A 12,193-nucleotide genomic window follows, 5' to 3' on the forward strand; every position below is an offset into this window, starting at 1 on the left:
CATGTTTTTACGCGGCGGTGCCAATGGACGTTTCTTACCTGCTCGACAGCCTTAATGATAAACAGCGCGAAGCGGTGGCCGCGCCACGTAGCAACATGCTGGTGCTGGCGGGCGCGGGAAGCGGGAAAACCCGCGTGCTGGTGCACCGTATCGCCTGGTTACTGAGCGTAGAAAACAACTCGCCATACTCCATCATGGCGGTGACCTTTACCAATAAAGCGGCGGCGGAAATGCGCCATCGTATTGGCCAGTTGATGGGGACCAGCCAGGGCGGAATGTGGGTAGGGACGTTCCACGGTCTGGCGCACCGCCTGCTGCGCGCGCATCATATGGACGCTAATTTGCCGCAGGATTTCCAGATTCTCGACAGCGAGGATCAGATGCGTTTGCTTAAACGCCTGATTAAGGCGATGAATCTTGATGAGAAGCAGTGGCCGCCGCGTCAGGCGATGTGGTACATCAATAGCCAGAAAGACGAAGGGCTACGCCCGCACCATATTCAAAGCTATGGCAACCCGGTGGAACAGACCTGGCAGAAGGTGTATCAGGCCTATCAGGAAGCGTGCGATCGCGCTGGTCTGGTGGATTTCGCCGAGCTACTGCTGCGCGCTCATGAACTATGGCTGAACAAGCCGCACATCCTGCAACACTATCGCGAGCGGTTTACTAACATCCTGGTGGACGAATTCCAGGATACCAACAACATTCAGTACGCCTGGGTTCGTCTGCTGGCGGGCGATACCGGTAAGGTGATGATTGTCGGCGACGATGACCAGTCGATTTACGGCTGGCGCGGGGCCCAGGTAGAGAACATCCAGCGCTTCCTCAATGATTTCCCCGGCGCGCAGACCATTCGTCTGGAGCAGAATTACCGCTCGACCAGCAACATCCTTAGCGCGGCGAACGCTCTGATTGAGAATAACAATGGGCGTTTGGGTAAAAAGCTGTGGACTGACGGCGTTGATGGCGAACCGATATCGCTGTACTGCGCTTTCAACGAACTGGATGAAGCGCGCTTTGTGGTTAACCGTATCAAAACCTGGCAGGACAACGGCGGCGCGCTTGCGCAATGCGCCATCCTTTATCGCAGCAACGCCCAGTCGCGCGTGCTGGAAGAAGCGTTATTACAGGCCAGTATGCCGTACCGCATTTACGGCGGTATGCGCTTCTTCGAACGCCAGGAGATCAAAGATGCGCTCTCTTATCTGCGTTTGATTGCCAATCGCAACGATGATGCCGCCTTTGAACGCGTGGTGAATACCCCAACGCGCGGCATCGGTGACCGCACGCTGGACGTGGTGCGCCAGACCTCGCGCGATCGCCAGCTAACATTGTGGCAGGCGTGCCGTGAATTGTTACAGGAAAAAGCGCTGGCCGGGCGTGCGGCCAGCGCGCTACAACGCTTTATGGAACTGATTGACGCTCTGGCGCAGGAAACCGCCGACATGCCGCTGCATGTGCAGACTGACCGGGTGATCAAAGATTCCGGCCTGCGCACCATGTATGAGCAAGAAAAAGGCGAGAAAGGCCAGACGCGCATCGAAAACTTAGAGGAACTGGTGACGGCGACGCGGCAGTTCAGCTACAACGACGAAGATGAAGATTTAATGCCATTGCAGGCCTTCCTCTCTCACGCGGCGCTGGAAGCGGGCGAGGGGCAGGCGGATACCTGGCAGGATGCGGTACAGCTGATGACGCTGCACTCGGCCAAAGGGCTGGAGTTTCCGCAGGTGTTTATTGTCGGCATGGAAGAGGGCATGTTCCCCAGCCAGATGTCGCTGGATGAGGGCGGGCGTTTGGAAGAGGAGCGTCGTCTGGCCTACGTCGGCGTTACCCGTGCCATGCAGAAACTGACGCTAACCTATGCCGAAACTCGCCGTCTGTATGGTAAAGAGGTTTATCATCGCCCGTCGCGTTTTATCGGCGAGTTGCCGGAAGAGTGCGTGGAAGAGGTCCGTCTGCGCGCCACCGTCAGTCGTCCGGTGAGCCATCAACGAATGGGAACGCCGCTGGCGGAAAACGACACAGGCTACAAACTCGGCCAACGCGTGCGCCATGCGAAGTTCGGCGAGGGAACTATTGTCAACCTGGAGGGCAGCGGCGAACATAGCCGGTTGCAGGTGGCTTTTCAGGGGCAAGGGATCAAATGGCTGGTTGCCGCATATGCGAAGCTGGAAACGGTTTGACCGACTCTCATATTGCCGGATGACGCCTCTTATCCGGCCTACGCGCTGGCTAACATTTTGATTTGTAGGCCGGATAAGGCGAAGCCGCCATCCGGCGATATATTGATGTTAATATTCTGAAATCATAGATAAATACTCTCACTCTGCTAACCTTTCTGCATAAGGGGAAATTATTGCTTTTTCGCGTTTCGTTGCGTGTTGACGGCAAATTTTTGCTGGCGTAACATGCGCCCACGATTACGCTAAGAGGACATTCGCCTTGGACACACCCAGTAGATACTGGCTCATTATCCTGTCATCCAGGATCAACTCCTAAGGCTATCCCTTTTTGCTGATAGCCTTAGCGGTTGTCAGCGACCTTTCATTTTTTCCCGTCGCGTTGAGTCAGGCTGTTTAATGGTCTGAAACCCAATTTGTTTCTGTGTGCCCATCTGAACTGTCCGATATTTTTACGCATTGGGAGTCCCGGTCATGCTGAGCGCATTTCAACTGGAAAAAAACCGACTGACCCGGCTGGAAGTCGAGGAGTCACAAAGCCTGATTGATGCCGTATGGGTCGATTTGGTCGAACCGGACGACGACGAGCGATTGCGCGTACAATCTGAGCTGGGCCAGAGTCTGGCGACGCGTCCTGAACTGGAAGATATCGAAGCATCCGCGCGCTTCTTTGAAGACGAAGACGGACTGCATATCCACTCCTTCTTCTTCTTCGAAGATGCGGAAGATCATGCCGGTAACTCTACGGTGGCATTCACTATTCGCGATGGCCGTCTGTTTACGCTGCGTGAACGCGAACTGCCCGCCTTCCGTTTGTATCGTATGCGCGCCCGCAGCCAGGCGATGGTCGACGGTAATGCTTATGAATTACTGCTCGATCTGTTCGAAACCAAAATTGAACAGCTAGCGGATGAGATCGAAAACATTTACAGCGATCTGGAAAAACTGAGCCGCGTCATTATGGAAGGGCATCAGGGCGATGAATACGACGAAGCGCTCTCCACGCTGGCGGAACTGGAAGATATCGGCTGGAAGGTACGCCTGTGTCTGATGGATACCCAACGCGCGCTGAACTTCCTGGTGCGCAAGGCGCGCTTACCGGGCGGACAGCTGGAGCAGGCGCGTGAGATCCTGCGCGATATCGAATCTCTGCTACCGCACAATGAATCGCTGTTCCAGAAGGTGAACTTCCTGATGCAGGCGGCGATGGGGTTCATCAACATCGAGCAGAACCGCATTATCAAAATCTTCTCGGTGGTTTCCGTGGTGTTCCTGCCGCCGACGCTGGTCGCTTCCAGCTATGGGATGAACTTCGAGTTTATGCCGGAACTTAAGTGGAGCTTTGGTTATCCAGGCGCGATTATCTTTATGATTCTGGCGGGGCTTGCGCCGTATCTGTACTTTAAGCGTAAGAACTGGTTGTAAGACATTAAGGCCAGGGTGATTCAGCTGCGGCTGAACCACCCTGAAAAGTTACAGGCTCCAGGTATTGATACCTTTAACCTCTTTTTCATAGAACCACTTATTTGTATTGACGCCGACATAAGCTGCGACAACAAGTCCAAGTATGTTAACGCCGATTAATGCTCCAATAAATATTGCAACGATCCCTAATAAAATAACTATAATTGCTTTTTTCCACAGACCCAGTACAAACAAATAAATCCATGAGAAGAAAAAGGCAATAAAGTTTATTTGAATAGTCAACCGTTGTCGGGGCTTTAATGCTTTAAATGCCTGTTTATATTCTGGGCTTACTTTCCAAAATCCAGGGAAACCATGTTGATCGTAAAATGAAAAACGGTATTTCCATTTTTCAGATAGCGAACCATCATTAATATAATCCTTGTCCATGTAAACTCCATTAAATTACTTGTTGAGTGAATTCGAATCCGGGGGGGGCCAGAAGTAGCAGAGAAAAGGTTGCAAAATACCAGATTAGAAAAAGAGGCATACCAAAGCCATCGCAAGCGAAATCTTCAGCAACCATTATCACGAAGGAGGCAATATAGATTACAAGCGTACCCCATACATAGAATTTTATATATTCAAAGCCACTGTCTCTGAATCGCTGACAGTTTAAATTAATGACGAGATAATGTAGTAAAATTGTGAATAAAATTGCCAGTATCACAAAGCTTAAATATAATAAAACCCCAACCAAAATGGAAAATATTATATTTATTAGCGCGAATGATAATAAATAACGACATCTGGAAACACATCTCTCAGATGAAGGAATAAAAACACTTAACATTAATTTCACATCCATATGTTGGGTTACGTCGTTAGCATGACAATATGCTACCCCCCTTACAAGGGGAGGCATATTTTTTCAGATTATATTTAGAATAATAGTCGCGTTATTTTTTACGCTGCGTATAAATCGCATCCATCACGAAAATCGCCAGCGCGACCCAGATAAACGCAAATGTCACCATCTTATCCGCGCCCGGCACTTCGCCATAAAACGTCACCGCCAGTAAAAACATCAGCGTTGGGCCGATATACTGGAAAAAGCCCAGTGTAGAAAGACGCAGACGCGTAGCCGCTCCGGTGAAGCACAGCAGCGGAATCGTAGTGACCACACCCGCCGCCATTAACAGTAAGTTCAACGATAGTGCGTTTTGCCCCATATGGCTGGTAGGGCTATCGGCGATGCCAAACAGATAAATCGCGGCGACCGGCAACAGCCATAGCGTTTCAACCAGCATACCCGTCTGCGCTTCAACGGCGATCTTCTTACGCACCAGGCCGTAAAACGCAAAACTAAACGCCAGCCCCAGCGCGATAATCGGCAGCGAGCCAAAGGTCCAGAGTTGCACCAGCACGCCGCACACCGCCAGAATCACCGCCAGCCACTGCATTCGACGGAAGCGTTCGCCAAGAAAAATCATCCCCAGCAAGATGTTAACCAGCGGATTAATGAAATAACCCAGGCTGGCCTCCAGCATATGGTGATTATTTACCGCCCAAATGAATAATAGCCAGTTACCGCCGACCAGTACGGCGGACAGGGCCAGCAGGAAAATCTTCTTTGGCGTTTTCAGTAAGCGCTTCACCTGTCGCCACTGCCGGCTGACGCTAAGCAGCGCCACCATAAAGAAAAATGACCAAATCACGCGGTGCGTCAGGATCTCATCTGCGGGAACGTAATAGATCAGCTTGAAATACGCGGGGGCGATCCCCCAAATAAAATAGGCGGCAAGAGCGAGTAATACGCCCTGCCGTGTTTGTTTTGCGTCCATCCGGAAAACTCGTATCTGAAGTGTAACAACAGTTTACCTGCTTTTATCCCACCATATAAGTAGCGGTGGCGCTGGCGATGTACAGCTGATCTTCATTGTGTAATTCCACGCGGGCGACGGCCACTTTATTCCCTGCGCGCAGCAGGCTACTGGTGGCCGTAAAGCGGTTGCCTCTGCCCGGACGCAGGTAATCGACGCGCAGGTCAATCGTTCCCATCCGCGACAGGCGCTGGCGTAGTTCATCTTCGCTGATGGTTTCGTGGCGAGTTAGCGTGCTGCCGACGCATACCAGTCCGGCGGCGACATCCAGCGCAGAGGCGATCACGCCGCCGTGTAAAATGCTTTGCGCCCAGTTGCCGACCATCATCGGCTGGTTGTTGAAGGCCAGTTGGGCGAACGCTTTTTCATAGCGTTCCAGCTCCAGCCCTAACGCCCGATTAAACGGCATGTGGTAGACAAACATTTCACCCACTAATTTCAGAGCTTGTTCAGCGGTAAGTACAGCGGACATAGATTCCTGACACTCCATTGGTTAATGAAATGTTGATATTATGCTTCTTAATTGTTGTTTTCTACTTTAAGAAGGGATAACTAACGGCTATGTGTGTAAATATGTAAAAATGATTGGCAGAGAATGATTCAAGCTGAAAATACTTCGTCAGGAGAACGTCAAGAATGCGGGCGATTTTGAGAGGGTTGTTGCCAGCCACGCTACTGCCATTAGCGGCATATGCACAAGAAGCTACGATAAAAGAGGTTCATGATGCGCCTGCAGTACGGGGAAGTATCATCGCTAACATGCTACAGGAGCATGATAACCCTTTTACGCTTTACCCTTATGACACGAACTACTTGATCTACACGAACACCAGCGATCTGAACAAAGAGGCCATAAGTACCTACAACTGGTCTGAAAACGCACGTAAAGATGAAGTGAAATTTCAGCTGAGCCTGGCGTTTCCGCTGTGGCGCGGAATACTGGGGCCGAACTCGGTACTGGGCGCTTCCTATACGCAGAAATCCTGGTGGCAGCTTTCCAACAGTAAAGAGTCTTCGCCGTTTCGCGAAACCAACTACGAACCGCAGCTTTTTCTTGGTTTTGCTACCGATTATCGCTTTGCCGGCTGGACACTGCGCGACGTAGAGATGGGCTACAACCATGACTCTAACGGACGTTCAGACCCCACCTCGCGTAGCTGGAACCGTCTGTATACCCGTCTGATGGCCGAAAACGGTAACTGGCTGGTAGAGGTCAAACCGTGGTACGTGATTGGCAGTACCGATGATAATCCGGACATCACCAAATATATGGGTTATTACCAGCTTAAAATCGGTTATCACCTGGGCGAGGCGGTATTAAGCGCCAAAGGCCAGTACAACTGGAATACAGGCTACGGCGGCGCGGAAGTTGGATTAAGCTATCCGGTCACTAAACATGTCCGGCTTTATACCCAGGTGTACAGCGGCTATGGCGAATCGCTGATCGACTATAATTTTAATCAGACACGTGTCGGCGTCGGCGTGATGCTTAACGATATCTTCTGATTGGATTGTGTTTTAAACATTGCAGTTTCTCTCGCAGGCGCTGAAAATAGCGCCTGTTTTGATTTATGGTGAACGGGGTTAATGTGGCGCAGGCGGAAGTGTTGAATCTGGAATCAGGGGCCAAACAGGTTTTGCAGGAAACCTTTGGCTACCAACAGTTTCGCCCGGGCCAGGAAGCGATTATTGATACTGCGCTCTCCGGTCGCGACTGTCTGGTCGTCATGCCCACCGGCGGCGGCAAATCTCTGTGCTATCAAATCCCCGCGTTGTTGCTGGACGGATTGACCGTCGTCGTTTCGCCCCTGATCTCGTTGATGAAAGACCAGGTCGATCAGCTACTGGCGAACGGTGTGGCGGCGGCGTGCCTGAACTCCACTCAAAGCCGCGAGCAGCAGCTTGAGGTGATGGCGGGGTGCCGTACCGGACAGATTCGTCTGCTGTATATTGCGCCGGAACGCCTGATGCTGGACAACTTTCTTGATCATCTGGCGCACTGGAATCCGGTATTGCTGGCGGTGGATGAAGCGCACTGTATCTCGCAATGGGGGCATGATTTCCGTCCGGAATATGCGGCGCTCGGTCAGCTTCGCCAGCGTTTTCCCGCTTTGCCGTTTATGGCATTGACCGCCACCGCCGACGACACCACGCGCCAGGATATTATTCGTCTGCTTGGGCTTAACGATCCGTTAATCCAGATCAGTAGCTTTGACCGACCGAATATCCGCTACATGCTGATGGAGAAGTTTAAGCCGCTCGACCAGCTAATGCGCTATGTTCAGGAGCAACGCGGCAAATCGGGTATCATCTACTGCAACAGTCGGGCGAAAGTGGAAGATACCGCCGCGCGCTTGCAAAGTCGCGGCATTAGCGCGGCGGCCTATCATGCGGGGCTGGAAAACGCTATTCGCGCCGATGTGCAGGAAAAATTTCAGCGCGACGATCTGCAAATCGTGGTGGCGACCGTCGCTTTTGGAATGGGCATAAACAAACCTAACGTACGTTTCGTCGTGCATTTCGATATCCCGCGCAATATTGAATCCTACTATCAGGAAACGGGCCGCGCCGGGCGCGACGGACTTCCTGCGGAAGCCATGCTATTTTACGATCCGGCTGATATGGCCTGGCTACGTCGTTGTCTGGAAGAGAAACCAGCCGGACAGCTTCAGGATATTGAACGGCATAAACTGAATGCGATGGGCGCTTTTGCCGAAGCGCAAACCTGCCGTCGCCTGGTATTGCTTAATTACTTTGGCGAAGGCCGACAAGAACCGTGCGGCAACTGCGATATCTGTCTCGATCCGCCCAAACAATATGATGGCTTAAACGATGCCCAGATTGCGCTTTCTACCATTGGTCGGGTTAACCAGCGTTTTGGCATGGGCTACGTTGTCGAGGTGATCCGCGGCGCGAATAACCAACGCATCCGCGATTTCGGTCATGACAAACTCAAGGTTTATGGCATGGGACGCGAAAAGAGCCATGAGCACTGGGTGAGCGTGATTCGCCAGCTCATTCATCTGGGGCTGGTAATGCAAAATATTGCGCAGCACTCCGCATTACAGCTGACGGATGCCGCGCGTCCGGTACTCCGTGGAGACGTTCCGCTAAAGCTTGCGGTGCCGCGCATCGTCGCCCTCAAACCCCGCGTGATGCAGAAATCGTTCGGCGGTAATTACGATCGCAAATTGTTCGCTAAGTTGCGCAAGCTGCGTAAAGCTATCGCTGATGAAGAGAATATCCCGCCGTATGTGGTCTTTAACGACGCCACGCTGATAGAAATGGCGGAACAGATGCCGGTTTCCGCCAGCGAGATGTTAAGCGTTAACGGGGTTGGGATGCGCAAACTGGAGCGCTTCGGGAAAGAATTCATGGCGCTCATCCGCGCGCATGTCGATGGTGATGACGAAGAGTAGTCAGCCCGGCAAAAAAGTGCCAGGATGGTGACTCACTGAACTATTTCCCCGCGAGCCATTTTTATGATGATGCTATTTTTCACCGTGGCAATGGTGCACATCGTTGCGCTAATGAGCCCCGGCCCCGACTTTTTCTTCGTGTCTCAAACTGCTGTCAGCCGTTCGCGTAAAGAAGCGATGATGGGCGTACTGGGCATTACCTGCGGCGTGATGGTATGGGCGGGCGTGGCGCTGCTTGGCCTGCATCTCATCATCGAAAAAATGGCCTGGCTGCATACGATCATTATGGTAGGCGGCGGCCTGTACCTGTGCTGGATGGGCTATCAGATGCTGCGCGGCGCGCTGAAAAAACAGGATGCGGCGGCGTCTTCTCCGCACATTGAACTGGCGCAGAGCGGGCGCAGTTTTCTCAAAGGGCTGCTGACCAATCTGTCGAATCCTAAAGCGATTATCTATTTTGGTTCCGTTTTTTCACTGTTTGTCGGCGATAACGTCGGCGCTGCGGCGCGCTGGGGTATTTTCGCGTTAATCACCCTGGAAACGCTGGCCTGGTTTACCGTAGTCGCCAGCCTGTTCGCGCTGCCGAAAATGCGCCGCGGCTATCAGCGTCTGGCGAAATGGATTGATGGCTTTGCCGGCGCTCTGTTTGCGGGCTTTGGTATTCACCTGATTATTTCGCGCTAATTTACCTCCGGGCCGGATAAACATCATCCGGCACGACTATCACGCGTGTCTTGCCGACGCCAGGAGCGCGCCTACCAGCATAAACAACGAACCAAACGCTTTATTCAGCGCCTTCATCTGCTTTGGTCCTTTAATCCAGGCGGCAATGCGCTGCGCCAGCGTGGCGTAACCGGTCATCACAATCATATCCACCACAATCGTAGTGACGCCGAGAATGAGGTACTGCGCCAGTTGCGGTTGCTGCGGCATGATGAATTGCGGAAACAGGGCGGCAAGAAAGACAATGCTTTTGGGATTGGTTAGATTGACAAAGACCGCGCGTTTGAACAGCCGACCCCGCGATTGCGTCTGGGCAAGAGTATGCAGATCGATAGCGCCTGCGGCGCGCCATTGCTGGATACCCAGCCAGATAAGATAAGCCGCGCCAGCCCATTTCAGGATTTCAAAAGCGATGAGCGAGCGCGAAAAGAGCGTACCCAGTCCGACGCCCACCAGTACGATATGTATTCCCAGCCCAGTCTGGAGTCCGGCGATAGAAGCCACTGCGCCACGATATCCATGGTTGATAGACGTCGTCATGGTATTGATGGCGCCTGAACCCGGAGAAAGACTCAGCAGAGTTGAGGTCAGTAGATAGGCGAACCACCATTCAAAGGTCATGCGAAACTCCCTGGTTGTCTGTTTTTGTGCCACAATACGCTACTGCCGCTGTGTTGTGTCAGGCACGACGCAAAAAACGATTTTACCTGGTAAACGAGGCCGAAAACCCGATGTTTCAGCAGCAAAATGACTGGGAAACAAGAGAAAATGCGTTTGCCGCTTTTGCTATGGGGCCGCTGACCGATTTCTGGCGTCAGCGGGAAGAGGCAGAGTTTATCGGCGTGGGTAACATTCCGGTGCGCTTTGTCCGTTTTCGAAATGATTCCAACGATCGGACGATCGTCATTTGTCCTGGCCGCATTGAGAGTTATGTAAAATACGCTGAACTGGCGTATGACCTTTTTCATCTCGGTTTTGATATCTTCATCATTGACCACCGTGGTCAAGGGCGCTCCGGGCGGATGTTATCGGACCCGCATCGGGGTCATGTTGATCATTTTAACGATTATGTTGAAGACTTAGCGGCGTTCTGGCAGCAGGAAATTGAGCCGGGGCCGTGGCGTAAGCGTTATATCCTGGCGCACTCAATGGGGGGCGCGATAGCCACCCTGTTCCTGCAACGCCATCGTGTGCGGTGCGACGCTATTGCGCTCACCGCGCCGATGTTTGGTATTGTGATACGCTTGCCTTCCTTTATGGTGCGCCATATTCTCGACTGGGCTGAAGGGCACCAGCGCATCCGTGAAGATTACGCCATTGGTACCGGTCAGTGGCGGGCGTTGCCGTTTGGGATGAATGCGCTGACCCACAGCCGCCAGCGTTATCAGCGCAACTTACGATTTTATGCCGACGAGCCGCAGCTGCGCGTTGGCGGCCCCACTTGGCATTGGGTACGCGAAGGCATTCTGGCGGGTGAGCAGGTACTGGCTGGGGCGAGCGATGACACGACGCCTACGCTACTGATTCAGGCGGAAGAAGAGCGGGTAGTGGATAACCGCACCCACGATCGTTTTTGTGAAATTCGCGCCGCGGCGGGATACCCTTGTGAAGGGGGAAAACCGCTGGTTATCAAAGGCGCGTACCATGAGATCCTTTTTGAAAAGGACGCCATGCGCTCAGTCGCGCTTAACGCCATTGTTGAATTTTTCAACAAGCCTAATTTATCCAGCGGAAATCGCTTTGCTTAGAGGTTAAATTTTATTATGTATCAGGTTGTTGCGTCTGATTTAGATGGCACGCTGCTCTCCCCCGACCATACGTTGTCCCCTTATGCCAAAGAGACTCTGAAGCTGTTGACCGCACGCGGCATCCATTTTGTCTTTGCCACTGGTCGTCATCATGTCGATGTAGGGCAAATCCGCGATAATCTTGAAATCAAGTCTTATATGATCACCTCCAACGGCGCGCGAGTGCACGATACCGACGGGAATTTGGTTTTTACGCATAATCTGGACAGCGACATTGCCAGCGACCTGTTCGGGGTGGTGAATGCGAATCCGGACATCGTGACTAACGTTTATCGCGACGACGAATGGTTTATGAATCGTCATCGCCCCGATGAAATGCGTTTTTTCAAAGAGGCGGTATTTAACTACTCGTTGTTTGAACCTGCGCTGCTGGAGCCGGAGGGCGTCAGCAAAGTGTTTTTCACCAGCGACACTCATGAAAAGTTGTTGCCGCTGGAGCAGGCGATTAACGCGCGCTGGGGCGATCGGGTAAACGTGAGCTTCTCTACGCTAACCTGTCTGGAAGTGATGGCGGGCGGAGTGTCGAAAGGTCATGCGCTGGAAGCGGTCGCTCAGGCGATGGGGTACAGTCTGAAAGAGTGTATCGCCTTTGGCGACGGAATGAACGACGCTGAAATGCTCACGATGGCGGGCAAAGGCTGCATCATGGGCAATGCGCACCAGCGTCTGAAAGACCTGTATCCCGAACTTGAGGTGATCGGCATCAACGCGGATAACGCCGTGCCGCATTACCTGCGCGATCTTTTCTTACGCTGATGTGATTGTTTGTTAGT

At 52.5% G+C, this 12,193-nt stretch carries 12 protein-coding genes and 1 pseudogene; 8 read left to right on the plus strand and 5 right to left on the minus strand.

What is annotated here, in order from left to right; all coding sequences use genetic code 11:
- Positions 1-23: 23 nt before the first annotated feature.
- The 3 genes from uvrD (at position 24) to corA (ending at position 3,608) form a co-directional block, all read left to right on the plus strand.
- On the plus strand, positions 24-2,186 hold the full coding sequence (uvrD, locus tag ACLJR2_RS18450; protein ID WP_000383436.1) for a DNA helicase II: 2,163 nt from the start codon (positions 24-26) through the stop codon (positions 2,184-2,186).
- A gap of 259 nt (positions 2,187-2,445) precedes the next feature.
- The gene (gene ysgD / locus ACLJR2_RS18455; RefSeq protein WP_212723238.1) at positions 2,446-2,502 is read left to right on the plus strand and encodes a YsgD/CorL family protein; all 57 of its coding nucleotides are present in this window, start codon (positions 2,446-2,448) and stop codon (positions 2,500-2,502) included.
- 155 nt (positions 2,503-2,657) lie between these two features.
- Positions 2,658-3,608 (plus strand): magnesium/cobalt transporter CorA, encoded by a 951-nt coding sequence (gene corA / locus ACLJR2_RS18460; protein ID WP_000947139.1) that lies wholly within the window; start codon positions 2,658-2,660, stop codon positions 3,606-3,608.
- A 48-nt stretch (positions 3,609-3,656) separates the two neighbouring features.
- Here corA and yigF read toward each other — a convergent pair whose 3' ends face one another.
- From yigF to yigI, 4 genes and pseudogenes are all read right to left on the minus strand, one after another.
- Positions 3,657-4,037 carry an inner membrane protein YigF gene (gene yigF / locus ACLJR2_RS18465; RefSeq protein ID WP_000356594.1) on the minus strand — a complete coding sequence of 127 codons (381 nt, stop codon included), beginning with the start codon at positions 4,035-4,037 and terminating at the stop codon, positions 3,657-3,659.
- Between the two features lie 15 nt (positions 4,038-4,052).
- Positions 4,053-4,512: pseudogene (locus tag ACLJR2_RS18470) on the minus strand (hypothetical protein).
- 34 nt (positions 4,513-4,546) lie between these two features.
- The gene (gene rarD / locus ACLJR2_RS18475; RefSeq protein ID WP_000339080.1) at positions 4,547-5,431 is read right to left on the minus strand and encodes an EamA family transporter RarD; all 885 of its coding nucleotides are present in this window, start codon (positions 5,429-5,431) and stop codon (positions 4,547-4,549) included.
- Positions 5,432-5,474: 43 nt separating this feature from the next.
- Positions 5,475-5,942 (minus strand): acyl-CoA thioesterase YigI, encoded by a 468-nt coding sequence (yigI, locus tag ACLJR2_RS18480; protein ID WP_001277136.1) that lies wholly within the window; start codon positions 5,940-5,942, stop codon positions 5,475-5,477.
- A gap of 164 nt (positions 5,943-6,106) precedes the next feature.
- On the opposite strand from yigI, the gene pldA reads away from it, so the two are divergent.
- From pldA to rhtC, 3 genes are all read left to right on the plus strand, one after another.
- Positions 6,107-6,976: a phospholipase A gene (pldA, locus tag ACLJR2_RS18485; protein WP_001201692.1), complete on the plus strand. Its 870-nt coding sequence runs from the start codon at positions 6,107-6,109 to the stop codon at positions 6,974-6,976.
- An 83-nt stretch (positions 6,977-7,059) separates the two neighbouring features.
- On the plus strand, positions 7,060-8,889 hold the full coding sequence (recQ, locus tag ACLJR2_RS18490) for an ATP-dependent DNA helicase RecQ (RefSeq protein ID WP_001533487.1): 1,830 nt from the start codon (positions 7,060-7,062) through the stop codon (positions 8,887-8,889).
- A 63-nt stretch (positions 8,890-8,952) separates the two neighbouring features.
- Positions 8,953-9,573 carry a threonine export protein RhtC gene (rhtC, locus tag ACLJR2_RS18495; protein WP_000980080.1) on the plus strand — a complete coding sequence of 207 codons (621 nt, stop codon included), beginning with the start codon at positions 8,953-8,955 and terminating at the stop codon, positions 9,571-9,573.
- A 39-nt stretch (positions 9,574-9,612) separates the two neighbouring features.
- Here rhtC and rhtB read toward each other — a convergent pair whose 3' ends face one another.
- Complete coding sequence (gene rhtB, locus ACLJR2_RS18500) at positions 9,613-10,233, minus strand: homoserine/homoserine lactone efflux protein (RefSeq protein ID WP_000142526.1); 621 nt, start codon at positions 10,231-10,233, stop codon at positions 9,613-9,615.
- A 110-nt stretch (positions 10,234-10,343) separates the two neighbouring features.
- Here rhtB and pldB point away from each other — a divergent pair, with 110 nt between their 5' ends.
- Together pldB and yigL are read left to right on the plus strand one after the other, a co-directional pair.
- A complete protein-coding gene (gene pldB / locus ACLJR2_RS18505) occupies positions 10,344-11,360 on the plus strand; it encodes a lysophospholipase L2 (protein ID WP_000487685.1) in 1,017 nt (338 codons plus the stop codon).
- Positions 11,361-11,375: 15 nt separating this feature from the next.
- A complete protein-coding gene (gene yigL, locus ACLJR2_RS18510) occupies positions 11,376-12,176 on the plus strand; it encodes a sugar/pyridoxal phosphate phosphatase YigL (RefSeq protein WP_000285338.1) in 801 nt (266 codons plus the stop codon).
- The last annotated feature ends 17 nt before the right edge of the window (positions 12,177-12,193 follow it).

This window comes from Salmonella sp. SAL03688 (assembly GCF_046551895.1).
Taxonomy (GTDB): Bacteria; Pseudomonadota; Gammaproteobacteria; order Enterobacterales; family Enterobacteriaceae; genus Salmonella; species Salmonella enterica.